The sequence below is a fragment of the Streptomyces sp. AC602_WCS936 genome, assembly GCF_019049125.1.
GTDB lineage: Bacteria > Actinomycetota > Actinomycetes > Streptomycetales > Streptomycetaceae > Streptomyces.
This window is the reverse complement of sequence record NZ_JAGMUF010000008.1, coordinates 122,540-144,074: the sequence shown is the minus strand read 5'-3', so window position 1 is coordinate 144,074 and position 21,535 is coordinate 122,540. Positions and strand designations below refer to the sequence as shown.

Genomic DNA, 21,535 nt, shown 5'->3' with positions numbered 1-21,535 from the left:
TGCTGTTCTCGCGGCAGGCGGACCGGCACTGAAGAGATCGGTCAGCCCTGCGCGTACTCGTTGTACAGGTCGATGACCCAGGAGCCGAAGTGCGGCGACCTGATCACGGTGGGGTTGTCGCGGTCGTCCGCGTTGCTGTTCACGCCGGAGACGTACGGTACGGAGCCGGTGTTCTCGACCCATGGGCCGCCGCTGGCACCGCCCGTCTGGTTGGTGCAGTCCATCTCGTACTGCCCGCCTTCGGGCTCGGCTTGCGCGTCGCAGACCTGGAGGGTCATTCCGTCGTAGGCCCCTGCGGCCGAGTAGCCCATGGCAAGGAAGTTCTGGGTACCGCTGTAACCGGCCCACACGCCGTTGCCTCCGACGACCTCCACGACCTCGTATCCCTGGAACTGCCCCATGAGGGCGATGCCGAAGTCGTAGTCGAAGTCTCCGTCCTCGGCCCAGCCGACGGTGGTGACCAGGGTCTCGAACTCGTACCCGCCGTACGGTGCGGTGTTGTTCTCGAAGCCGGGGTAGAAGGTGAACTTCTCCGCCCAGGAGCCTCCGTTGCCGTCATGCAGGCAGTGCCCGGCCGTGAAAACCATGTTCTTGCCGGCGCTGCTCACGACCGACGCGGAGCACACGTAGCCCGCCCCGTCGACGGTGAAGAAGACCTTGCCGACCGTGGCGTGCGAGACGGCTGCCGCGCCCAGGGGGGCGGCCAGGGGGGATGCGGTCGGGGAGGTGGGTTCGGCGAGCACGGTCGGCGCGGTCCGGGCGTCTGGGGCGGCCGGCGGGCGGACGGGGTCCGGGACTTCGACCTCGCCCAGGGCCCGGGGGACGGCCGCCGCCCGGCGCTCGGGGGTCCAGTACTCCGTGCCCGACTGGGCGGACCGGGCTTCGGCGGCGTTGTGCACCACCGCCGTGCCCGGTTCCTGAGTGCGTGCGGTGGCTGCTTCCGGCAGGAACAGGGCGACCAGCGCGACAAGGAAGGCCGCCGCCGAGGATCTCTGCAACGAGGTGCGCATTCTTCTCCAAGCACGGTTGCATCTCTACGATTGGGCCGAGCGGAGGCAGGCTGCCCTTGGCTTAGAATGTCCATGCCAAGCATGATCGTGAAGTGAGTCACATCGCTGTCGTCGGTCGTGAAGTGCCGCGATACGTCGCTTCGCGTCCGTTGGAGGAGTGCATCGTGCCCTTGCCTGTGCGTGCCGCCCGCTGGGTGTTGTTGCTCCCGTTGTTCGTTCTGGGGGTGGCGGGGTGCGGGGAGGAGAACGCCGACCCGGGTGAGGTCCGCCCGTCGGCCCCGACGCCCGCACCGAGTTCGGCGTCCACTGTGAGCTCTTCGCCCACGAGAGTTCCGGCGACCGAACCGGAGGTGACGGCCGACCCGGACTGGAGCCGGACTGTCGAGGAGAGTGGGTACCCGGTCATGCCGACGCGCTGAGGCCGCGGCAGCCTCCCGCAGCGGCACGGGGGGCCGGCGCGTCCCACATGGCGGACGACATGGGTTCGCCCTCTGGCCGGGACCTTGACACGCGAGCGACACTGGGGAGTCGGCCGTTTCACGGGGCGCCCAGCGCAGTTCCGGGACGGTCGCTGTTCCGCGCGCGGCAACGGCGCCGAGCGCTCTCCGTCGGACCCGACATGCCCGCACGCCTGTCCGGGAATCCGGCGTCAGCCGTGCCAGAAGGGACCCCCCGTGACGACGCGATCCGACACCACGACCGCGCTCAACCGACTCCTCGCCGAGATCGAGCACCGCAACCCGGCCCAGCCCGAGTTCCACCAGGCCGCCCACGAGGTCCTGGAAACACTCGCGCCGGTGATCGCGGCCCGCCCCGAGTACGCGGAGCCGGGCCTCGTCGAGCGGCTCGTCGAGCCGGAGCGCCAGGTGATCTTCCGGGTGCCGTGGCAGGACGACCAGGGTCGCGTCCACGTCAACCGCGGCTTCCGCGTCGAGTTCAACAGCGCGCTGGGCCCGTACAAGGGCGGCCTGCGCTTCCACTCCTCGGTGAACCTGGGCGTCATCAAGTTCCTGGGCTTCGAGCAGATCTTCAAGAACGCGCTGACCGGCCTCGGTATCGGCGGCGGCAAGGGCGGCAGCGACTTCGACCCGCACGGGCGCAGCGACGCGGAGGTCATGCGGTTCTGCCAGTCGTTCATGACGGAGCTGTACCGGCACATCGGCGAGCACACGGACGTCCCGGCCGGTGACATCGGCGTCGGCGGCCGCGAGATCGGCTACCTCTTCGGCCAGTACCGCCGCATCACCAACCGCTGGGAGGCCGGCGTCCTCACCGGCAAGGGTCAGGGCTGGGGCGGCTCGCTGATCCGGCCGGAGGCGACGGGCTACGGCAACGTGCTCTTCGCGGCGGCGATGATGCGCGAGCGCGGCGAGGACCTGGAGGGCCAGACCGCGGTCGTCTCCGGCTCCGGCAACGTCGCGATCTACACCATCGAGAAGCTGGCCGCCCTCGGCGCCAACGCCGTCACCTGCTCGGACTCCTCCGGCTACGTCGTCGACGAGAAGGGCATCGACCTCGACCTGCTGAAGCAGATCAAGGAGGTCGAGCGCGGCCGGGTCGACGCGTACGCGGAGCGCCGGGGCGCCTCGGCCCGCTTCGTGCCCGGCGGCCGCGTCTGGGACGTCCCGGCGGACATCGCCCTCCCGTCGGCCACGCAGAACGAGCTGAACGAGGCCGATGCCGAGACCCTGATCCGCAACGGCGTCAAGGCGGTCTCCGAGGGTGCCAACATGCCGGCGACCCCCGAGGCCGTCCACCTCCTCCAGAAGGCGGGCGTCGCCTTCGGCCCCGGCAAGGCGGCCAACGCGGGCGGCGTCGCGGTCAGCGCCCTGGAGATGGCGCAGAACCACGCCCGTACGTCCTGGACGGCGGCGCGCGTCGAGGAGGAGCTGACGCACATCATGAACGACATCCACACCACCTGCCACGAAACCGCCGAGCGCTACGAGGCCCCCGGCGACTACGTCACCGGCGCGAACATCGCGGGCTTCGAGCGCGTGGCGGACGCGATGCTGGCGCAGGGTGTCATCTGAGGGACGTCACCGGTATTGCCCCGGACGGCCCTGTTGGCCGTCCGGGCACCCGGCGAAACTTGCGCCATGCGCAAACTCTCCCTCGACGTACTCGCCCGCGAACACCTCGAACAGGCCGCGTTCGCGTCCAACGGCCGCAGCGCCACCACGGTCCACGGCGGCCACGAGCACGTCCTGCGCCAGACCCTGCTGGCCCTGATCGCGGGCACGTCGCTGGCCGAACACGAGAACCCCGGCGAGGCCACCGTCCAGGTCCTGCGCGGCCGCGTCCGCCTCACCAGCGGCGACACGTCCTGGGAGGGCCGGGCCGGCGACCTGATCCTGATCCCGCCGGCCCGCCACAGCCTGGAGGCGCTGGAGGACGCGGCGGTGCTGCTGACGGTGGCGAAGCGCGAGTAGCCCGGCGACCCGGCGACTCGATCGATGGGACGATGTCAGAACATCGGATTGAATCGGATCGACTGACGAACGGGGAGGCCGGGTACGCCATGGCCCGTTACACGGAGGCACTGACCGTCGAACGGGGCGGCTTCCGCATCAAGGTGCCGGAGTCCTGGTGGGAGTTCGACGTACGCCCGGAGTCCCGGGACGACTCGATCCGCCGCATGGTCGACGACCGCGTCCGCCAGTACCCGGAACTGGCCCCCTCCCGCTCCGTGTACGTCACCTTCCTCCAGAAGGCGGCGTCCGACGCGTGGAAGTCGGGTGCGCTGTACTGCGGTTGCATGGCGGAGAGCTTCGGCGGCGACACCCCGATCACCGGCTCGGTCACGGTCTCCCTGGTCGGCGGCCGCACGTCCTCCGGCGACCCCCTCCCCAACGACCCGGCCGCCATCGCCGCCCAACTCGCCGTCAAGGAGGCGAGGAAGCCCGGCGACTCCTGGCGCAAGGTGACGACGGTCGACATCCCCGGTGTGGGACAGGCCGCCCGTACCCAGGGCATCGAGGACATTCCCGTCCCCGGCGACGCCCTGAACCGCACCGTCCGCGCGGTCCTGATGCAGACCTACATCCCGGTCCCCGGCCAGGAGGGCAAGGTCGCCCTGGTCGCGGGCAGCAGCCAGGTCCTCGACCTCGCCGACTCCTTCTTCGACATCTTCGATGCGATCACGTCGACGTTCCGGTTCGCGGGCTGAACTGAGGGGAACAGGGCGCTTTCCGATGACCGAGGAGTTCGTACTCGACCTCGACGAGGGCATGCTGGAGTACTTCCGGGACATGGCGGACGTACTCGTCGAACGCTGCGGCATCTCCCGCCCGGAAGCCGTCGCCAGGATCAACAGGCAGTACGCGAACTCGCGAATCGACCCGTACCCGGACCTCATGTGCCACGAGCACCCGGAGTTCTGGGCCCTGCCCGCCTACTACGGCCCGGACGAGCACCACCGCCACTCCCGCCCGCCGGTCCGCCCGGCCCCGGCGAAGGACTCACCGTTCTGGACGCTGCCGGAATGACACCGACCTGGCGCGACATCATCGATGAGTTCCCGTCGGCGCTCTCCCGAGAGCCTGTGGAGCCCCAGGCCCTGCAACGGCTCGAGCAACTGCTGGGACTCGCTCTCCCGGGCGAACTCACCGCGTTCCTCCTGGAGAGCGACGGGCTGCTGGACACGTACGGCACCGAGATGGTCTGGCCCGCGGAACGGGTCCTCAGCGACAATCTCGCCTTCCGCGGTGACGATCAGTTCCGGCCGTTGTACCTGCCCTTCGATTCGCTCTTGTTCTTCGGCGACAGCGGCGGCGGAGACCAGTTCGCCTTCGCCTGCCGGCCTCCTCGCGCAGGGGTGTTCGTCTGGGACCACGAGACGGACGAGCGGTACTTGGTGTCGCCAACCCTCGAGTCCTTCGTTCGCAGCGCACTGTCGAGCGACGGAGAAGACTGGTACCGGTACGCGGCGTGCAGATTTTGAGCGTCGTATCAACGGTGCGGAACAAGCTGGACGCGTGGCGACTGAGCTCGACCTACGCGGTGATCGACGCCTGGGAGACGGTGCGCAGACGATGAACCTTCGTCCTCTGCGCCCGCACTCCATGGTGTCTCGCCCGGAACCCTTCGTGGTCTTCGGCCCACGAGCCGCACTTGGACTCCGGAGGGAGACCGCACGCTTGGAAGCTGCGGGAGTGCGCGTCCGCCACTTCGACTCCCGCGAGCTGGTGACCGAGCAGGGAATCCATCGTTCCTTCGCGGAAGTTCTCCAGTTTCCCAGCTACTACGGCGCGAACTGGGACGCTCTGGTGGACTGTCTGAGCGACCTGTGCGGAACGGTCACGGGCGGAGTCGGGATCGTAGGCGTCACCCACGACGCGGATCTGATCCTGGACGCGGAACACTTCCCCCAGAGGATCGCGCGCCGCATACGCCACCCCGACCTGACCGTCACCACAAGAGCCGATCACGTCGCGGCGGCCCTGAACCCCGAGGTATGGCACTGACCGGCTCCGAGCCCGCCCGAGAGGACATGAACACCCGTGCACCTGATCAGGGGGGACACATGGACGTCCGCGCCACAGTGACGGCACTCCCCGGTGTGGTGCCGCTCCCGGGTCTGCACGACTGAGCCCGCTGAGACCGGTGCTCCGTGAGTCGAACCAGAAACGGGAGCGCCTTTCATCGAACTGTCGTGCCTTGTAAGTTCACATGTGCGTACGGGTGGTTGCTGATGCGACACGTGAGCTGACGGGGGTAACGGGGATGGTGGGCCACAGGCCGAGTGACTGGCATGTCCTGGACCTGGACAAGGACCCGACCCCCGGTGATCCGCAGCGGGTGCGCACGCTCGCGAAGACGTTGCACGACTTCGCCGACGACGTGTCCGAGGCGTTGCGTCTGGTGAAGGGCATGGCGGGGGAGGGCGCGCTCGAGGAGTGGGCGGGCAAGTCGGCCACCGTCTTCAAGGAGGAGTTCTCCGGCGTACCGAAGAACCTGAAGAAGCTCGAGAAGTCCTACGGCATGTGCGGCGACGCCCTTGCCGACTTCTGGCCGAAGCTGGAGCGGGCGCAGACCCTCGCCGACAAGGCGCTGCGCAAGGCGCGGGAAGCCCGGGACGACCTGTCCTCGGCGCAGTCGAGGCTGTCCTCGGCCGAGTCCTGGGTGACCCGGGCGTCGAAGGAGGCCGACAAGTACAAGGACGACCCGACCGGCAGCAAGTCGGACGCCGACAAGCCCGACGAGGCGAAGGTCCGCGCCGCCACCCGCGACGTCCAGCACGCCAGGACTGCCCAGACCAACGCCCAGTCGGCCGTGGACGACGCGCAGAGCGCGCTGGACGCGGCGAAGAAGATGGCCGAGGACGCGCGCAAGATGCGCGAGGACGCGGCCCGCGAGGCCAAGACGAAGATCGACGAGGCGTCGGACGCCGGCATCCAGAACCGGTCCTGGTGGGAGGAGGTCGGCGACTGGTTCACCGACAACTGGGACTCGATCGTCGCCGTCTGCAAGGTCGTCGTCGCGGTCGTCGGCATCGTCGCGATGATCATCGGCGGCCCGATCCTCGGCGCGATCGTGCTGGTCGCGGGACTCGTGGTGCTCGCCGACTCGCTCTACAAATACAGCAAGGGGCAAGCGTCCCTGTGGGACGTGGGGCTGGCGGCGCTGGACTGCATACCAGGCATGAAGGGTCTGACGACACTCGGTGGGCTCGCCAAGGGTCTCAAGGGCGGCATGGCAGCACTGAAGGGGATCAAGGGCGGCCTCAAGGGAATGGCGTTTTCGCTGCGAGGCCTGGGCAAGAACGCCCGTACCGCTCTGGCCGATGGCGCCAAGGGCGCGTACGACCGGCTTCGGAGCAAGGTCAAGGGCTGCGGTGACCCGGTTGACGCGGCCACAGGACACATGTTCCTCGCCACGTGCGACGTGGCCCTCCCCGCTGCCCTGCCGCTCGGCTTCACCCGACGAGTCTCCTCCGGGTACCGCTCCGGCTGGTGGTTCGGCCCGTCCTGGGCTTCCACTGTTGACCAGCGACTGGAGATCGACGACCAGGGTGTGGTTTTCGTCACCGAGGACGGCATGCTGATCGCCTACCCGCATCCGGAGGGGGTGGGTATGCCCGTGCACGCCGAGACCGGCGTCCACGGGCTCCTGACTCGGCTGACCGATGGCGGCTACCGCTTCAACGACCCAGTAACCGGCCACAGCCGCACGTTCGCCCCGGCTCGTGACGGCGTGTGCCTGCTCACCCGCGTGACCGACCGCAACGGCAACACCATCGACTTCTCGTACGGTGACGACGGAGCTCCCCTCGCGATCAGCCACCGCGGTGGCTACCACCTGAAGATGACCACCGAAGACGGCCGGGTGACTTCGTTGAGTCTGGCCGGCGCAGCCGAGGACGGCTCCGACCTCACGCTCCGCCGATACGGCTACACCCACGGCAATCTGACCTCGATCGCCGGACCGGACGGGGTCTCCCTGCAATGCACCTACGACGAACGGCTGCGCGTCACCTCCTGGCACGACTCGACCGCCAGCCGTTACAGCTACACCTACGACGACCGGGACCGCTGCGTGACGCAGGGCGGCAGCGACGGTCACGTGGCCAATACGTTCGTCTACGACGTCACCGACCCGAAGTGGCCCGGTTGCCGCCTCACCGAGGTCACCGCGTCCGACGGGGCCACCTCTCGATACGTGATCGCCGACGACTGCCTGGTCGTAGCTGAGATCGACCCCCTCGGCGGTATCGTCCGGACCGAATATGACGAGCGGCGTCACCTCGTCTCCGCCACCGATCAGCTGGGCCGGACCACCCACCTCGTCAACAACGCGTGGGGACAGCCCGTCGAGGTGCGGCGGCCTGACGGTGACACCGTCCGCGTCACCTACAACGACCTCAACCTCGCAACCAGCGTCGAACTGCCCGGCGGCGCTTCTTGGCGCTACACCTACGACGGTCGCGGTAACCGCACCGCCGTCATCGACCCGGCCGGAGCCACAGAACGCACCGTCTACACCGTCGAGGGGCACTTTGCCGCCATCAGCGACGCGTTGGGCAACACTGTCGCGATCGACTGTGACCGGGCCGGGTTGCCTGTGCAGATCACGGATCCGCTCGGCGCCACAATGACCTGGGAACGCGATGCCTTCGGCCGCACGACGTCCCTCACCGACGCGCTCGGCTCCAAGACATGCTTCGCATGGACGTCGGAGGGCCGGCTGGTGCGCCGTACCGCGCCGGACGGCACGGTCGAGACCTGGTCGTACGACGGCGAAGGCAATTGCACGAGCCACACCTCTCCGACGGGTGCCGTGACCGGCTATGAATACGGTCCGTTCGACGTTCTCACCGCGCGCATCGATCCGGACGGGAGCCGTTACGAGTACACACACGACGCCGAATTGCGCTTGACCCGGGTGGCAGACCCGCTCGGACGCACCTGGCACTACGCGTACGACACCGCGGGCCGACTCGCCTCCGAGACGGATTTCGACGGCCGCACGCTTCACTACCGCCTCGATGCGGCAGGGCGCCTGGCCGTCAAGGAGAACGCCCTCGGCCAGATGATCCGCTTCGAGTACGACGTCCTCGACCAGGTGGTACGCAAGGATGCTGATGGGTCCGTCACCACGTACGGCTACACCGCCGATGGCAGGCTCGCCCACGCCACGGGTCCGCAGGCGACGCTGAGCCGGACCTTCGACCAGGCAGGCAACCTGACCGCCGAGACTGTGGCGGGCCGCACCCTGCACCAGCGCTACGACGCTCTCGGCCGCCGCACGAGTCGCACCACCCCGGCCGGCACGGTCAGTACGTACGCGTACGACGCCGCCCACAACCCCGTCGAAATGGCCCTCGCAGGCCGGGTGATCGGCAGTGAGTACGACGGCGTGGGACGCGAAGTCAGTCGTCGCGTCGGCGACTCGGTCACTGTGCGCAACAGCTATGACGAGGTCGGTCGTCTTATCCGGCAGGCCACCATGCGTGCGGACGGTGAGACCGTCCAGCAACGCGCGTACACATATCGCGCGGACGGATATCTCTTGCGTCTGGACGATCGGCTGAACGGGACTCGCCACTTCGATCTCGACCTCAAGGGGCGCGTCACGGGCGTGACCGCGCGGAACTGGACCGAGAGCTACGCCTATGACGGTGCCGGAAACCAGACGAGAGCCGAGTGGCCGCCCTCCCACCCGGGGTATGAGGCCACGGGCGACCGCGCTTACGAGCGAAACCGGATCGTGCGCGCCGGACGCATACGCTATGCGTACGACGCGCAGGGCCGCATTACGTTGCGGCAACGCACCAGACTCTCGCGTAAACCCGACACCTGGCGCTACTCCTGGGACGCTGAAGACCGTCTGACGGCCGTCGTCACGCCTGATGGCACCGAATGGCGCTACCTTTACGACCCGCTCGGCCGCCGCATCGCCAAGCAGCGTTTGTCCCCGGACCGGTCGACCGTGGTCGAACAGACGGACTTCACCTGGGACGGCGGCGTCCTATGCGAACAGAGCAGCGGTACCGGTGAGTCGTTCCAGCGCACCGTCCTGACCTGGGAGCACGACGGGTGGCGTCCCATGGCCCAGCACGAACGGCTGACGTCGGCCGGTGCGGCGTCGGACGACACCCCCCAAGAGGACATCGACTCCCGCTTCTTCGCCATCGTCACAGATCTGGTCGGAACTCCCACCGAACTTCTTGACGAGGAAGGAGTTCTGGCGTGGCGCACGCGTTCCACTCTCTGGGGGAAAACGGCCTGGACTGCCGACAGCCCGGCCTATACACCGCTGAGGTTCTCGGGCCAGTACTACGACCCCGAGACCGAGTTGCACTACAACTTCTGCCGCTACTACGACCCGGAGAGCGCCCGCTACCTGTCGCCCGACCCGCTCGGGCTGCTGCCGGCGCCGAATCCGAGCACGTACGTGCACAACCCGCTCACCTGGACCGACCCGTTCGGACTCGCCCCGACGTGTCGCGAACTCGGACTGCGCGAAGACGCCCAGCTGGCGCTGACGAAACTGGAGAACATCAAGAAAGACCCGGTGGGAAGCATCAATTCTCAGCCAAACCACAACCACTACAGCGCCGCCCGGCGTGAGGCCAACGGCGAGGTCGTGGCAAGGAAGCCGGACGGCACGCCCTACGACCACATCAGCGACCTCAAGCAGGCCCGCAATGGTCTGGACAGCATCCGCAAGATCCTCGAGCGGGAGATCCAGAGCCCGTCGGAGGGGCTCACCGAACGGGGACTGGACGTACTGATCAAGAAGCGGAAGGAGACCATCGAAGAACTCGACCGCCTCAACGGATTCCTGGCGTCGATTGGGCACCGTTGAGGCCGGAAAGTAGGCTGACCAGCCAAGGAGAGGGACCGGGAACGTGCTCCCCCTGCCAGTCGGCAACCACGAAAGGACTCGTCGGTGTCCCAGCCCGTCGACCCCACCCAGTCCCTGGAACGGCTCGAGGGACAGCGCTGGCCCGAGCCGCCAGAGGACGCCACTCCGCTGGTCAGAGCGGTCCACGAACTGCGGCGTCGCCCTGTCGGTGACCTTCGGCCCGACGAGCTGGCCCGCCTGATCACCCAGGACGTCGGGCTGCCCTGGCTGCTCCCTCTCGCGGTCCGCACCCTCCGGGACACGGCCCCGGCCCAGATCGCGGGAGGCTGGTACGACGACGACCTTCTGTACGCCGTGGTGACGCGGAAGACGCAGGTGTGGGGACAGTTCCCGGGGCTGGCCCGTGAGCTGAAGGCGACTGTCGAGACACTGGTCGACCTCTCGCGCTATGTACGGGAGGAGGCCGCTGCCTTCTGCGCCGCCGTTCCCGAGGAATCGTGATGGCCGATGCCCACGACATAGCGCGGACAGTGTCGCCACCTCCCGTACGGTTGGGCCGCATGGCGGCTTCATAGACCAAGTGACGTCTCGTGTGGAGTTCGAGTTTTCCGTCGACGAGAACGAAACGCCGCCCTCGTCCGGCTTCGACCTCGGGCACATCGACGTCCTCGGCGGTGAGGGAGCGATCAGCTCACGCGACCGCGGCCCGGACGGGGCGATGATGATCTACCTGTCCGTGACGCTGCTCCTCGACGGCCTGCGTCGACTCCTCTGCGGCAAGGAGCGCTCGTACCGCTCGGCCGCGGTCGAGACGACGTACCAGGGGGCACTCGTGGACCGCTCGCCCGCCGGGGCGCATCTGCCTCTGCTTCCGGTGGACGACGAGGGCCGTGAGGACCTGGAGCATTCCCTGGCACTGAAGGCGCGACGAGGTGTACCCCACGATCACGTGGGGTACAGTCATCCGCTTCGATTGGCCAGCGACACGCCCCGTATGGCAGACTAACGGGGTTGCTCGGTCGAGTGCCGATGCTGCGCGCCTCCCGCCGGGAGGACCGGAAGCGAGTCCCACAGTACTCGTCGTCCCACGCATTACATCGAGAGGTGTAGGGGCGGACGTACGGGAATCTTCCGGGAAGCGTCAGCGGGGTACCGGCCAGGCGCCCGGTGGGCCTCTCGCCCCCGGTCCGCGGTTCCGGTAGGGCCCGCACCTCCCAGGGCAGGGATGTTCGAACAAGGGGCATCTGTGTCAGCGAGAGTGCGACACGCCCGACCGCGTGGGTCGGAGGGGGAGTGGGACTGCAAGGAACCGCCGGGTACCAGAGCGTTACGAGAGACAGGACTACGAAGTAGCCATGGCGGGACAGAAGATCCGCATCCGGCTCAAGGCCTACGACCACGAGGTCATCGACAGCTCGGCGAAGAAGATCGTCGAGACGGTGACGCGTACTGGTGCGTCGGTCGCGGGCCCGGTGCCGCTGCCCACTGAGAAGAACGTGTACTGCGTCATCAAGTCGCCGCACAAGTACAAGGACTCGCGCGAGCACTTCGAGATGCGCACGCACAAGCGCCTGATCGACATCCTCGACCCGACCCCCAAGACCGTTGACTCTCTGATGCGACTCGACCTCCCGGCCGGTGTCGACATCGAGATCAAGCTCTGAGGCCGGTGATCTGAAGATGAACAAGCAGATCAAGGGCATCCTGGGCGAGAAGCTCGGCATGACGCAGGTGTGGGACGAGAACAACCGTGTTGTTCCGGTCACCGTCGTCAAGGCCGGCCCCAACGTCGTCACCCAGGTCCGCACGAACGACGTCGACGGCTACGAGTCCGTCCAGATCGCGTTCGGCGAGATCGACCCGCGCAAGGTGAACAAGCCCCTCAAGGGCCACTTCGCCAAGGCCGACGTCACCCCCCGCCGCCACCTCGTCGAGATCCGCACGGCCGACGCCTCCGAGTACACGCTCGGCCAGGAAGTCACCGCCGAGGTCTTCGAGGCCGGCCTCAAGGTCGACGTGACCGGCAAGAGCAAGGGCAAGGGCTTCGCCGGTGTCATGAAGCGTCACAACTTCAAGGGCCTCGGCGCCGGACACGGCACCCAGCGCAAGCACCGCTCGCCCGGTTCCATCGGTGGCTGCGCCACCCCGGGCCGCGTGTTCAAGGGCCTCCGCATGGCCGGCCGTATGGGCAACGAGCGGGTCACCACCCAGAACCTGACCGTCCACGCCGTTGACGCGGAGAAGGGTCTGCTGCTCATCAAGGGCGCGGTTCCCGGTCCGAACGGCGGCCTCGTCCTGGTCCGCACCGCGGCCAAGGGGGCCTGAGGTAACCGATGAGCACTGTTGACATCCTTTCGCCGGCGGGCGACAAGGCCGGCACCGTCGAGCTCCCCGCGGAGATCTTCGACGTTGAGAAGGTCAGCATCCCGCTGATCCACCAGGTCGTCGTCGCGCAGCTGGCCGCTGCCCGCCAGGGCACGCACAAGACCAAGACCCGTGGCGAGGTCCGCGGCGGTGGCAAGAAGCCGTACCGCCAGAAGGGCACCGGCCGCGCCCGTCAGGGCTCGACCCGCGCGCCGCAGTTCGCCGGTGGTGGCGTCGTGCACGGTCCCGTGCCGCGCGACTACTCGCAGCGCACCCCGAAGAAGATGAAGGCTGCCGCCCTGCGTCACGCCCTCACCGACCGGGCCCGTCACAACCGCATCCACGTCGTCTCCGGCGTCGTCGAGGGCGAGAGCCCGTCGACGAAGGCCGCCCGGACGCTGTTCGGCAAGATCTCGGAGCGCAAGAACCTGCTCCTGGTCGTCGACCGCGCCGACGAGGCCGCGTGGCTGTCCGCCCGCAACCTGCCCCAGATCCACATCCTGGAGCCGGGCCAGCTGAACACGTACGACGTTCTCGTCTCGGACGACGTGGTCTTCACCCAGGCCGCCTTCGAGTCCTTCGTGTCCGGCCCGAAGGCCAATGACACCGAAGGGAGCGAGGCCTGATGGCCATCCGTCACCCCGCCATCGCCTCCAAGGCCGCGAAGAAGGCCAAGGAAGCGCGCGTCAAGAAGGCGCGTCGGCACGCCGCCGAAGGCAAGAACACCGTCGTCACCCCGGTCAGCAAGTCGTTCACGGACCCCCGTGACGTGCTGCTGAAGCCGGTCGTGTCGGAGAAGAGCTACGCGCTCCTCGACGAGAACAAGTACACGTTCGTCGTCGCCCCGGGCTCCAACAAGACCCAGATCAAGGAGGCCGTCCAGGCGGTCTTCTCGGTCAAGGTCACCGGGGTCAACACGATCAACCGCCAGGGCAAGCGCAAGCGGACCCGCACGGGCTTCGGCAAGCGTGCCGACAGCAAGCGCGCGATCGTGACCCTTGCCGAGGGCGACCGTATCGACATCTTCGGCGGTCCGACCTCCTGACGGAGGTCCGGATCGTCCGAATATCGGACGAGGACTGAGAAATGGGAATCCGCAAGTACAAGCCGACGACGCCGGGCCGCCGTGGCTCCTCCGTCGCCGACTTCGTCGAGGTCACGCGGTCCACGCCGGAGAAGTCGCTGGTCCGCCCGCTGCACAGCAAGGGCGGCCGTAACAACGCCGGTCGTGTGACCGTTCGCCACCAGGGTGGCGGACACAAGCGCGCCTACCGCGTGATCGACTTCCGTCGTCACGACAAGGACGGCGTGCCGGCGAAGGTCGCGCACATCGAGTACGACCCCAACCGCACCGCGCGCATCGCGCTGCTGCACTACGCCGACGGCGAGAAGCGCTACATCCTCGCCCCGCGCAACCTGCAGCAGGGTGACCGCGTCGAGAACGGTCCCGGGGCCGACATCAAGCCGGGCAACAACCTGGCCCTCCGCAACATCCCGGTCGGTACCACGATCCACGCGATCGAGCTCCGTCCCGGTGGCGGTGCCAAGTTCGCCCGCTCCGCCGGTGCCTCCGTGCAGCTGCTCGCGAAGGAGGGCCAGATGGCCCACCTGCGCATGCCGTCCGGAGAGATCCGCCTGGTCGACGTGCGCTGCCGCGCCACCGTCGGCGAGGTCGGCAACGCCGAGCAGTCCAACATCAACTGGGGCAAGGCGGGTCGCAAGCGGTGGCTGGGCGTTCGCCCGACCGTCCGTGGTGTGGTCATGAACCCGGTGGACCACCCGCACGGTGGTGGTGAGGGCCGGACCTCCGGTGGTCGCCACCCCGTGTCCCCGTGGGGCAAGAAGGAAGGCCGTACTCGTTCGCCCAAGAAGGCGTCGAACAAGTACATCGTCCGCCGCCGCAAGACGAACAAGAAGCGCTAAGGACGGGTTGAGATGCCTCGTAGCTTGAAGAAGGGACCCTTCGTCGACGACCACCTGATCAAGAAGGTGGACACGCAGAACGAAGCCGGTACCAAGAACGTCATCAAGACCTGGTCCCGTCGCTCGATGATCGTCCCGGCGATGCTCGGCCACACGATCGCGGTGCACAACGGCAAGACCCACATCCCGGTGTTTGTCACCGAGTCCATGGTCGGCCACAAGCTCGGCGAGTTCTCGCCGACGCGCACCTTCCGGGGTCACGTCAAGGACGACCGGAAGTCGAAGCGCCGCTAGTAGCGGGGTGTGACAGATCATGACAAACACTGAAGGGACAACCATGGAAGCCAGGGCCCAGGCGCGGTACATCCGCGTCACGCCCATGAAGGCCCGCCGCGTGGTGGACCTCATCCGTGGCATGGATGCCACGGAGGCTCAGGCGGTCCTGCGTTTCGCCCCGCAGGCCGCGAGCGTGCCGGTCGGCAAGGTGCTGGACAGCGCCATCGCCAACGCCGCGCACAACTACGACCACACCGACGCCGACAGCCTCTTCATCTCTGAGGCCTACGTCGACGAGGGCCCGACCCTGAAGCGGTTCCGGCCGCGTGCCCAGGGCCGCGCCTACCGGATCCGCAAGCGGACCAGCCACATCACCGTGGTCGTCAGCAGCAAGGAAGGAACCCGGTAATGGGCCAGAAGGTAAACCCGCACGGGTTCCGGCTCGGTGTCACGACCGACTTCAAGTCGCGTTGGTACGCCGACAAGCTGTACAAGGACTACGTCAAGGAAGACGTCGCCATCCGTCGGATGATGACGTCCGGCATGGAGCGCGCCGGCATCTCCAAGGTCGAGATCGAGCGCACCCGTGACCGCGTGCGGGTGGACATCCACACCGCTCGTCCGGGCATCGTCATCGGCCGCCGCGGCGCCGAGGCCGACCGCATCCGCGGTGACCTCGAGAAGCTCACCGGCAAGCAGGTCCAGCTGAACATCCTCGAGGTCAAGAACCCCGAGACGGACGCTCAGCTGGTTGCCCAGGCCGTCGCCGAGCAGCTCTCCTCCCGCGTCTCCTTCCGCCGTGCCATGCGCAAGAGCATGCAGTCGGCGATGAAGGCCGGCGCCAAGGGCATCAAGATCCAGTGCGGTGGCCGCCTCGGTGGCGCCGAGATGTCCCGCTCGGAGTTCTACCGCGAGGGCCGTGTGCCCCTGCACACGCTCCGCGCGAACGTGGACTACGGCTTCTTCGAGGCCAAGACGACCTTCGGCCGCATCGGTGTGAAGGTCTGGATCTACAAGGGCGACGTCAAGAACATCGCCGAGGTCCGCGCCGAGAACGCCGCCGCCCGTGCGGGCAACCGCCCGGCCCGTGGTGGCAACGACCGCCCGGCCCGTGGTGGCCGCGGTGGCGAGCGTCGCGGGCGCAAGCCGCAGCAGCAGTCGGCTCCGGCCGCCGAGGCCCCCAAGGCCGAGGCGCCCGCCGCTGCCGCTCCGGCTGAGAGCACCGGAACGGAGGCCTGACCGTCATGCTGATCCCCCGTAGGGTCAAGCACCGCAAGCAGCACCACCCGAAGCGCCGTGGTCTGGCCAAGGGCGGTACGCAGGTTGCGTTCGGCGAGTACGGCATCCAGGCCCTCACGCCGGCGTACGTGACCAACCGCCAGATCGAGGCGGCCCGTATCGCGATGACCCGCCACATCAAGCGTGGCGGCAAGGTCTGGATCAACATCTACCCGGACCGCCCGCTCACGAAGAAGCCGGCCGAGACCCGCATGGGTTCCGGTAAGGGTTCTCCGGAGTGGTGGATCGCGAACGTGCACCCGGGTCGGGTCATGTTCGAGCTGTCCTACCCCAACGAGAAGATCGCCCGTGAGGCGCTGACTCGTGCGGCCCACAAGCTGCCGATGAAGTGCCGGATCGTCAAGCGCGAGGCAGGTGAAGCGTGATGTCGGCCGGTACCAAGGCGTCCGAGCTGCGCGAGCTGGGCAACGAGGAGCTTCTCGCGAAGCTCCGCGAGGCCAAGGAAGAGCTGTTCAACCTCCGCTTCCAGGCGGCCACGGGTCAGCTCGAGAACCACGGCCGTCTCAAGGCGGTCCGCAAGGACATCGCCCGGATCTACACCCTCATGCGTGAGCGTGAGCTCGGCATCGAGACGGTGGAGAACGCCTGATGAGCGAGAGCAACGTGACTGAAGAGACGAAGGCCGCCCGCGGCTTCCGCAAGACCCGCGAGGGTCTGGTCGTCAGCGACAAGATGGACAAGACCGTCGTCGTCGCCGTCGAGGACCGCGTCAAGCACGCGCTGTACGGCAAGGTCATCCGCCGTACGGAGAAGCTCAAGGCGCACGACGAGCAGAACGCCGCCGGTGTCGGCGACCGCGTCCTCCTCATGGAGACCCGGCCGCTGTCCGCGACGAAGCGCTGGCGCGTCGTCGAGATCCTCGAGAAGGCCAAGTAATTCCTGCGGGGCAAACCCACGCAGGTCAGTTCCGCCAGGCTCGGCAGGGGTCCTCGTACTGAGGCCCCTGCCGGGAACCGGCAGACAATCAGGAGATAGACGTGATCCAGCAGGAGTCGCGACTGCGCGTCGCCGACAACACGGGTGCGAAGGAAATTCTCACCATCCGTGTGCTCGGTGGCTCCGGTCGCCGCTACGCGGGCATCGGTGACGTCATCGTCGCCACCGTCAAGGACGCGATCCCCGGTGGCAACGTGAAGAAGGGTGACGTCGTCAAGGCGGTCATCGTTCGCACCGTCAAGGAGCGTCGCCGTCCGGATGGCTCGTACATCCGCTTCGACGAGAACGCCGCCGTCATTCTGAAGAACGACGGCGACCCCCGCGGCACCCGTATCTTCGGCCCCGTCGGCCGTGAGCTGCGCGAGAAGAAGTTCATGAAGATCATCTCCCTCGCGCCGGAGGTGCTGTGAGCATGAAGATCAAGAAGGGCGACCTGGTCCAGGTCATCACCGGTAAGGACAAGGGCAAGCAGGGCAAGGTCATCGCGGCCTTCCCCCGCGAGGACCGCGTCCTGGTCGAGGGTGTCAACCGGGTCAAGAAGCACACCAAGGCCGGGCCGACCGCTCGCGGTTCGCAGGCCGGCGGCATCGTGACCACCGAGGCCCCGATCCACGTCTCCAACGTCCAGCTGGTCGTGGAGAAGGACGGCAACAAGGTCGTCACGCGCGTCGGTTACCGCTTCGACGACGAAGGCAACAAGATCCGCGTTGCCAAGCGGACGGGTGAGGACATCTGATGACGACCACCACCACTCCGCGTCTCAAGACGAAGTACCGCGAGGAGATCGCCGGCAAGCTGCGTGAGGAGTTCTCGTACGAGAACGTCATGCAGGTTCCGGGCCTCGTCAAGATCGTGGTCAACATGGGTGTGGGCGACGCCGCCCGCGACTCCAAGCTGATCGAGGGCGCCATCAAGGACCTCACCACGATCACCGGTCAGAAGCCGGCCGTCACCAAGGCCCGCAAGTCCATCGCGCAGTTCAAGCTGCGTGAGGGCCAGCCGATCGGTGCCCACGTCACGCTCCGTGGCGACCGCATGTGGGAGTTCCTGGACCGCACCCTGTCGCTCGCGCTGCCGCGCATCCGCGACTTCCGTGGTCTGTCCCCCAAGCAGTTCGACGGCCGTGGCAACTACACCTTCGGTCTCACCGAGCAGGTCATGTTCCACGAGATCGACCAGGACAAGATCGACCGCACCCGGGGTATGGACATCACCGTGGTGACCACGGCGACCAACGACGCTGAGGGCCGCGCGCTCCTTCGTCACCTCGGCTTCCCCTTCAAGGAGGCGTGAGCGAGATGGCGAAGAAGGCTCTGATTGCCAAGGCTGCTCGCAAGCCCAAGTTCGGTGTTCGTGGCTACACGCGCTGCCAGCGCTGCGGCCGTCCGCACTCCGTGTACCGCAAGTTCGGCCTCTGCCGCGTGTGCCTTCGTGAGATGGCTCACCGTGGCGAGCTGCCGGGCGTGACCAAGAGCTCCTGGTAATCCGGTAATCCCGGGTTATTCAGACTCTCGGTAAGCATCTGGGTCGGCAGAAGGCCCAGCCCCCATGCCTTAGGCTTGTGGGGTTGGGCGTCTGCCGCGCCCGTACGACTTACTACGCCGTAGGTCCACCGCGCCGCACCCGTCCCGTCTCGGATCGGGGAGAGGGATGGCGCACCAGGAAACCCCGGCGAGAGAGGCCGAAGGCCAATTCATGACCATGACTGATCCGATCGCAGACATGCTTACGCGTCTGCGGAACGCGAACTCGGCGTACCACGACTCTGTGACGATGCCGGCGTCCAAGATCAAGTCTCACATCGCGGAGATCCTCCAGCAGGAGGGCTTCATCACGGGCTGGAAGACCGAGGACGCCGAGGTCGGCAAGAACCTCGTCCTCGAGCTGAAGTTCGGCCCGAACCGTGAGCGCTCCATCGCGGGCATCAAGCGGATCTCCAAGCCCGGTCTCCGGGTGTACGCGAAGTCCACCAACCTGCCCAAGGTGCTGGGCGGCCTCGGCGTGGCGATCATCTCCACGTCGCACGGGCTCCTCACCGACAAGCAGGCCGGCAAGAAGGGCGTGGGTGGGGAAGTCCTCGCCTACGTCTGGTAGCGGAAGGGAACGGAGGAAACAGCTATGTCGCGCATCGGCAAGCTCCCCATCGCGGTTCCCGCCGGCGTGGACGTCACCATCGACGGCCGTACGGTCGCGGTCAAGGGCCCCAAGGGCTCGCTGACCCACACCGTCGTGGCGCCGATCGACATCGCCAAGGGTGAGGACGGCGTGCTGAGCGTCACCCGCCCCAACGACGAGCGTCAGAGCAAGGCCCTGCACGGCCTGTCCCGCACGCTGGTGGCGAACATGATCACCGGCGTGACCCAGGGTTACGTGAAGAAGCTCGAGATCAGCGGTGTCGGTTACCGCGTTGTCGCCAAGGGTTCGAACCTGGAGTTCTCCCTGGGCTACAGCCACCCGATCACCGTCGAGGCCCCCGAGGGCATCACCTTCAAGGTGGAGTCCCCGACCCGTTTCTCGGTCGAGGGCATCGACAAGCAGAAGGTCGGCGAGGTTGCGGCCAACATCCGCAAGCTGCGCAAGCCCGACCCGTACAAGGCCAAGGGCGTCAAGTACGAGGGCGAAGTCATCCGCCGCAAGGTCGGAAAGGCGGGTAAGTAAGCCATGGCATACGGGCAGAAGATCCTCAAGGGCGACGCCTACAAGCGCGCCGCGATCAAGCGCCGTCACATCCGGATTCGCAAGAATCTCTCGGGTACGGCGGAGCGTCCCCGTCTGGTCGTTACTCGCTCGAACCGCCACATCGTGGCCCAGGTGATCGACGACCTCAAGGGTCACACCCTTGCGTCGGCGTCCACCCTGGACAGCTCGATCCGTGGTGGCGAGGCCGACAAGTCCGCGCAGGCCAAGCAGGTCGGCGCCCTGGTCGCCGAGCGCGCCAAGGCCGCGGGTGTCGAGGCCGTCGTGTTCGACCGCGGTGGCAACCAGTACGCCGGGCGCATCGCCGCTCTGGCGGACGCCGCCCGCGAAGCCGGTCTGAAGTTCTGAGCCGGTTCCGTAGCTAGCGGAAACAGAGAGAGGTAATTCCAATGGCTGGACCCCAGCGCCGCGGTGGCGGTGCCGGTGGCGGCGAGCGGCGGGACCGGAAGGGCCGTGACGGCGGCGCAGCTGCCGCCGAGAAGACCGCTTACGTTGAGCGCGTCGTCGCGATCAACCGTGTCGCCAAGGTTGTGAAGGGTGGTCGTCGCTTCAGCTTCACCGCGCTGGTCGTGGTGGGCGACGGTGACGGCACCGTGGGTGTCGGATACGGCAAGGCCAAGGAGGTGCCGGCCGCCATCGCCAAGGGTGTTGAGGAGGCCAAGAAGCACTTCTTCAAGGTCCCCCGCATCCAGGGCACCATCCCGCACCCCATCCAGGGTGAGAAGGCTGCCGGCGTCGTGCTGCTCAAGCCCGCGTCCCCGGGTACCGGTGTTATCGCCGGTGGTCCGGTGCGCGCCGTGCTCGAGTGCGCCGGTATCCACGACATCCTGTCGAAGTCGCTCGGCTCCGACAACCAGATCAACATCGTGCACGCGACCGTGGAGGCCCTCAAGGGCCTGCAGCGTCCCGAGGAGGTCGCGGCCCGCCGTGGTCTGCCGCTCGAGGACGTCGCCCCCGCGGCTCTTCTCCGCGCACGTGCCGGGGCGGGTGCGTAATCATGGCGCAGCTCAAGATTACGCAGGTCAAGTCCTACATCGGCAGCAAGCAGAACCACCGTGACACCCTGCGTTCCCTTGGTCTCAAGGGGATCAACACGCAGGTCGTCAAGGAGGACCGCCCCGAGTTCCGCGGCATGGTGCACACCGTCCGCCACCTCGTGACGGTCGAGGAGGTCGACTGATCATGGCGGAGCAGAACCCGCTCAAGATCCACAACCTCCGTCCGGCCCCCGGCGCCAAGACCGCCAAGACCCGTGTCGGTCGTGGTGAGGCGTCGAAGGGTAAGACGGCCGGTCGTGGTACGAAGGGTACGAAGGCCCGTTACCAGGTTCCGGAGCGCTTCGAGGGTGGCCAGATGCCCCTCCACATGCGTCTTCCGAAGCTGAAGGGCTTCAAGAACCCGTTCAAGACCGAGTTCCAGGTCGTGAACCTCGACAAGCTGGCCGCGCTGTACCCCGAGGGTGGCGAGGTCACCGTCGAGGGCCTGGTGGCCAAGGGTGCCGTTCGCAAGAACAGCCTCGTCAAGGTCCTCGGCCAGGGCGAGATCTCCGTGGCGCTGCAGGTGACGGTCGACGCCGTCTCCGGCTCCGCCAAGGAGAAGATCACCGCCGCCGGCGGTACCGTCACCGAGCTCGTCTGAACTACTCAGGCGTGTCGATGACATGAGCGATCCCAACCGGGGATGCCCCACAAAAGGGGTATCCCCGGTTGGTCGTTCCAAGG

Annotated in this window: 31 protein-coding genes; 30 read left to right on the top strand and 1 reads right to left on the bottom strand. The window is 67.4% G+C overall.

Going from position 1 to position 21,535, the window contains the following annotated elements; translation table 11 throughout:
* Positions 1–41: 41 nt before the first annotated feature.
* Positions 42–998, bottom strand: a complete 957-nt coding sequence (locus KUM03_RS03415) for a serine protease (protein WP_217245489.1) — start codon at positions 996–998, stop codon at positions 42–44.
* Between the two features lie 686 nt (positions 999–1,684).
* Here KUM03_RS03415 and gdhA point away from each other — a divergent pair.
* The 30 genes from gdhA to rplO all read left to right on the top strand — a co-directional run bounded on the left by gdhA (position 1,685) and on the right by rplO (position 21,452).
* Positions 1,685–3,043, top strand: coding sequence for an NADP-specific glutamate dehydrogenase (gene gdhA / locus KUM03_RS03410; protein ID WP_217245488.1), 1,359 nt, complete (start codon positions 1,685–1,687; stop codon positions 3,041–3,043).
* A 66-nt stretch (positions 3,044–3,109) separates the two neighbouring features.
* Positions 3,110–3,442: a cupin domain-containing protein gene (locus tag KUM03_RS03405; RefSeq protein WP_217245487.1), complete on the top strand. Its 333-nt coding sequence runs from the start codon at positions 3,110–3,112 to the stop codon at positions 3,440–3,442.
* 89 nt (positions 3,443–3,531) lie between these two features.
* Positions 3,532–4,179, top strand: a complete 648-nt coding sequence (locus KUM03_RS03400) for a hypothetical protein (RefSeq protein ID WP_217245486.1) — start codon at positions 3,532–3,534, stop codon at positions 4,177–4,179.
* A gap of 25 nt (positions 4,180–4,204) precedes the next feature.
* Positions 4,205–4,498, top strand: a complete 294-nt coding sequence (locus KUM03_RS03395) for a hypothetical protein (RefSeq protein WP_217245485.1) — start codon at positions 4,205–4,207, stop codon at positions 4,496–4,498.
* Positions 4,495–4,953: an SMI1/KNR4 family protein gene (locus KUM03_RS03390; RefSeq protein ID WP_217245484.1), complete on the top strand. Its 459-nt coding sequence runs from the start codon at positions 4,495–4,497 to the stop codon at positions 4,951–4,953. Before KUM03_RS03395 ends, KUM03_RS03390 begins: the two co-directional genes overlap by 4 nt.
* 196 nt (positions 4,954–5,149) lie before the next feature.
* Positions 5,150–5,476 carry a barstar family protein gene (locus KUM03_RS03385; RefSeq protein WP_254398757.1) on the top strand — a complete coding sequence of 109 codons (327 nt, stop codon included), beginning with the start codon at positions 5,150–5,152 and terminating at the stop codon, positions 5,474–5,476.
* Positions 5,477–5,735: 259 nt separating this feature from the next.
* On the top strand, positions 5,736–10,319 hold the full coding sequence (locus KUM03_RS03380; protein WP_217245483.1) for a polymorphic toxin type 28 domain-containing protein: 4,584 nt from the start codon (positions 5,736–5,738) through the stop codon (positions 10,317–10,319).
* 84 nt (positions 10,320–10,403) lie between these two features.
* Positions 10,404–10,820: a contact-dependent growth inhibition system immunity protein gene (locus KUM03_RS03375; RefSeq protein ID WP_217245482.1), complete on the top strand. Its 417-nt coding sequence runs from the start codon at positions 10,404–10,406 to the stop codon at positions 10,818–10,820.
* A gap of 79 nt (positions 10,821–10,899) precedes the next feature.
* Positions 10,900–11,325 (top strand): hypothetical protein, encoded by a 426-nt coding sequence (locus KUM03_RS03370; protein ID WP_254398756.1) that lies wholly within the window; start codon positions 10,900–10,902, stop codon positions 11,323–11,325.
* Positions 11,326–11,674: 349 nt separating this feature from the next.
* The gene (gene rpsJ, locus KUM03_RS03365; RefSeq protein ID WP_003948644.1) at positions 11,675–11,983 is read left to right on the top strand and encodes a 30S ribosomal protein S10; all 309 of its coding nucleotides are present in this window, start codon (positions 11,675–11,677) and stop codon (positions 11,981–11,983) included.
* A gap of 16 nt (positions 11,984–11,999) precedes the next feature.
* Positions 12,000–12,644: a 50S ribosomal protein L3 gene (gene rplC, locus KUM03_RS03360; RefSeq protein ID WP_217245481.1), complete on the top strand. Its 645-nt coding sequence runs from the start codon at positions 12,000–12,002 to the stop codon at positions 12,642–12,644.
* A gap of 8 nt (positions 12,645–12,652) precedes the next feature.
* Positions 12,653–13,309, top strand: a complete 657-nt coding sequence (gene rplD / locus KUM03_RS03355) for a 50S ribosomal protein L4 (RefSeq protein WP_073725081.1) — start codon at positions 12,653–12,655, stop codon at positions 13,307–13,309.
* Entirely contained in the window at positions 13,309–13,728 is a 420-nt protein-coding gene (gene rplW, locus KUM03_RS03350) for a 50S ribosomal protein L23 (protein ID WP_217245480.1), read from the top strand. Before rplD ends, rplW begins: the two co-directional genes overlap by 1 nt.
* A gap of 41 nt (positions 13,729–13,769) precedes the next feature.
* The gene (rplB, locus tag KUM03_RS03345) at positions 13,770–14,606 is read left to right on the top strand and encodes a 50S ribosomal protein L2 (RefSeq protein WP_019329639.1); all 837 of its coding nucleotides are present in this window, start codon (positions 13,770–13,772) and stop codon (positions 14,604–14,606) included.
* A 12-nt stretch (positions 14,607–14,618) separates the two neighbouring features.
* The gene (rpsS, locus tag KUM03_RS03340) at positions 14,619–14,900 is read left to right on the top strand and encodes a 30S ribosomal protein S19 (RefSeq protein WP_003974263.1); all 282 of its coding nucleotides are present in this window, start codon (positions 14,619–14,621) and stop codon (positions 14,898–14,900) included.
* Between the two features lie 43 nt (positions 14,901–14,943).
* A complete protein-coding gene (gene rplV, locus KUM03_RS03335) occupies positions 14,944–15,291 on the top strand; it encodes a 50S ribosomal protein L22 (protein ID WP_003974262.1) in 348 nt (115 codons plus the stop codon).
* A complete protein-coding gene (gene rpsC / locus KUM03_RS03330) occupies positions 15,291–16,121 on the top strand; it encodes a 30S ribosomal protein S3 (RefSeq protein ID WP_019329636.1) in 831 nt (276 codons plus the stop codon). Before rplV ends, rpsC begins: the two co-directional genes overlap by 1 nt.
* 5 nt (positions 16,122–16,126) lie before the next feature.
* A complete protein-coding gene (gene rplP, locus KUM03_RS03325; protein ID WP_019329635.1) occupies positions 16,127–16,546 on the top strand; it encodes a 50S ribosomal protein L16 in 420 nt (139 codons plus the stop codon).
* A complete protein-coding gene (gene rpmC, locus KUM03_RS03320; protein WP_007494763.1) occupies positions 16,546–16,770 on the top strand; it encodes a 50S ribosomal protein L29 in 225 nt (74 codons plus the stop codon). Before rplP ends, rpmC begins: the two co-directional genes overlap by 1 nt.
* Positions 16,770–17,057: a 30S ribosomal protein S17 gene (gene rpsQ, locus KUM03_RS03315; RefSeq protein WP_019329634.1), complete on the top strand. Its 288-nt coding sequence runs from the start codon at positions 16,770–16,772 to the stop codon at positions 17,055–17,057. Before rpmC ends, rpsQ begins: the two co-directional genes overlap by 1 nt.
* 101 nt (positions 17,058–17,158) lie before the next feature.
* Complete coding sequence (gene rplN, locus KUM03_RS03310; RefSeq protein WP_003974257.1) at positions 17,159–17,527, top strand: 50S ribosomal protein L14; 369 nt, start codon at positions 17,159–17,161, stop codon at positions 17,525–17,527.
* Positions 17,528–17,529: 2 nt separating this feature from the next.
* Complete coding sequence (gene rplX, locus KUM03_RS03305; RefSeq protein ID WP_003992365.1) at positions 17,530–17,853, top strand: 50S ribosomal protein L24; 324 nt, start codon at positions 17,530–17,532, stop codon at positions 17,851–17,853.
* Complete coding sequence (gene rplE, locus KUM03_RS03300; RefSeq protein ID WP_217245479.1) at positions 17,853–18,410, top strand: 50S ribosomal protein L5; 558 nt, start codon at positions 17,853–17,855, stop codon at positions 18,408–18,410. The genes rplX and rplE overlap by 1 nt, the downstream gene beginning before the upstream one ends.
* A 5-nt stretch (positions 18,411–18,415) precedes the next feature.
* A complete protein-coding gene (locus tag KUM03_RS03295; protein ID WP_003948630.1) occupies positions 18,416–18,601 on the top strand; it encodes a type Z 30S ribosomal protein S14 in 186 nt (61 codons plus the stop codon).
* 211 nt (positions 18,602–18,812) lie between these two features.
* The gene (rpsH, locus tag KUM03_RS03290; protein ID WP_026248232.1) at positions 18,813–19,211 is read left to right on the top strand and encodes a 30S ribosomal protein S8; all 399 of its coding nucleotides are present in this window, start codon (positions 18,813–18,815) and stop codon (positions 19,209–19,211) included.
* Positions 19,212–19,235: 24 nt separating this feature from the next.
* Positions 19,236–19,775, top strand: coding sequence for a 50S ribosomal protein L6 (gene rplF / locus KUM03_RS03285; protein ID WP_217245478.1), 540 nt, complete (start codon positions 19,236–19,238; stop codon positions 19,773–19,775).
* Positions 19,776–19,778: 3 nt separating this feature from the next.
* A complete protein-coding gene (rplR, locus tag KUM03_RS03280; protein ID WP_043381015.1) occupies positions 19,779–20,162 on the top strand; it encodes a 50S ribosomal protein L18 in 384 nt (127 codons plus the stop codon).
* A gap of 41 nt (positions 20,163–20,203) precedes the next feature.
* The gene (rpsE, locus tag KUM03_RS03275) at positions 20,204–20,809 is read left to right on the top strand and encodes a 30S ribosomal protein S5 (protein ID WP_073725073.1); all 606 of its coding nucleotides are present in this window, start codon (positions 20,204–20,206) and stop codon (positions 20,807–20,809) included.
* A gap of 2 nt (positions 20,810–20,811) precedes the next feature.
* Entirely contained in the window at positions 20,812–20,994 is a 183-nt protein-coding gene (gene rpmD / locus KUM03_RS03270; protein WP_003974250.1) for a 50S ribosomal protein L30, read from the top strand.
* A 2-nt stretch (positions 20,995–20,996) separates the two neighbouring features.
* The gene (gene rplO / locus KUM03_RS03265; RefSeq protein WP_023547373.1) at positions 20,997–21,452 is read left to right on the top strand and encodes a 50S ribosomal protein L15; all 456 of its coding nucleotides are present in this window, start codon (positions 20,997–20,999) and stop codon (positions 21,450–21,452) included.
* Positions 21,453–21,535: the final 83 nt, after the last annotated feature.

Bases quoted from the DNA above. Each gene is read 5' to 3' on its own strand.
- KUM03_RS03405 (WP_217245487.1), top strand. From the start codon at position 3,110: ATGCGCAAACTCTCCCTCGACGTACTCGCCCGCGAACACCTCGAACAG.
- KUM03_RS03400 (WP_217245486.1), top strand. From the start codon at position 3,532: ATGGCCCGTTACACGGAGGCACTGACCGTCGAACGGGGCGGCTTCCGC.
- KUM03_RS03395 (WP_217245485.1), top strand. From the start codon at position 4,205: ATGACCGAGGAGTTCGTACTCGACCTCGACGAGGGCATGCTGGAGTAC.
- KUM03_RS03390 (WP_217245484.1), top strand. From the start codon at position 4,495: ATGACACCGACCTGGCGCGACATCATCGATGAGTTCCCGTCGGCGCTC.
- KUM03_RS03380 (WP_217245483.1), top strand. From the start codon at position 5,736: ATGGTGGGCCACAGGCCGAGTGACTGGCATGTCCTGGACCTGGACAAG.
- rpsJ (WP_003948644.1), top strand. From the start codon at position 11,675: ATGGCGGGACAGAAGATCCGCATCCGGCTCAAGGCCTACGACCACGAG.
- rplC (WP_217245481.1), top strand. From the start codon at position 12,000: ATGAACAAGCAGATCAAGGGCATCCTGGGCGAGAAGCTCGGCATGACG.
- rplD (WP_073725081.1), top strand. From the start codon at position 12,653: ATGAGCACTGTTGACATCCTTTCGCCGGCGGGCGACAAGGCCGGCACC.
- rplW (WP_217245480.1), top strand. From the start codon at position 13,309: ATGGCCATCCGTCACCCCGCCATCGCCTCCAAGGCCGCGAAGAAGGCC.
- rplB (WP_019329639.1), top strand. From the start codon at position 13,770: ATGGGAATCCGCAAGTACAAGCCGACGACGCCGGGCCGCCGTGGCTCC.
- rpsS (WP_003974263.1), top strand. From the start codon at position 14,619: ATGCCTCGTAGCTTGAAGAAGGGACCCTTCGTCGACGACCACCTGATC.
- rplV (WP_003974262.1), top strand. From the start codon at position 14,944: ATGGAAGCCAGGGCCCAGGCGCGGTACATCCGCGTCACGCCCATGAAG.
- rpsC (WP_019329636.1), top strand. From the start codon at position 15,291: ATGGGCCAGAAGGTAAACCCGCACGGGTTCCGGCTCGGTGTCACGACC.
- rplP (WP_019329635.1), top strand. From the start codon at position 16,127: ATGCTGATCCCCCGTAGGGTCAAGCACCGCAAGCAGCACCACCCGAAG.
- rpmC (WP_007494763.1), top strand. From the start codon at position 16,546: ATGTCGGCCGGTACCAAGGCGTCCGAGCTGCGCGAGCTGGGCAACGAG.
- rpsQ (WP_019329634.1), top strand. From the start codon at position 16,770: ATGAGCGAGAGCAACGTGACTGAAGAGACGAAGGCCGCCCGCGGCTTC.
- rplX (WP_003992365.1), top strand. From the start codon at position 17,530: ATGAAGATCAAGAAGGGCGACCTGGTCCAGGTCATCACCGGTAAGGAC.
- rplE (WP_217245479.1), top strand. From the start codon at position 17,853: ATGACGACCACCACCACTCCGCGTCTCAAGACGAAGTACCGCGAGGAG.
- KUM03_RS03295 (WP_003948630.1), top strand. From the start codon at position 18,416: ATGGCGAAGAAGGCTCTGATTGCCAAGGCTGCTCGCAAGCCCAAGTTC.
- rpsH (WP_026248232.1), top strand. From the start codon at position 18,813: ATGACCATGACTGATCCGATCGCAGACATGCTTACGCGTCTGCGGAAC.
- rplF (WP_217245478.1), top strand. From the start codon at position 19,236: ATGTCGCGCATCGGCAAGCTCCCCATCGCGGTTCCCGCCGGCGTGGAC.
- rplR (WP_043381015.1), top strand. From the start codon at position 19,779: ATGGCATACGGGCAGAAGATCCTCAAGGGCGACGCCTACAAGCGCGCC.
- rpsE (WP_073725073.1), top strand. From the start codon at position 20,204: ATGGCTGGACCCCAGCGCCGCGGTGGCGGTGCCGGTGGCGGCGAGCGG.
- rpmD (WP_003974250.1), top strand. From the start codon at position 20,812: ATGGCGCAGCTCAAGATTACGCAGGTCAAGTCCTACATCGGCAGCAAG.
- rplO (WP_023547373.1), top strand. From the start codon at position 20,997: ATGGCGGAGCAGAACCCGCTCAAGATCCACAACCTCCGTCCGGCCCCC.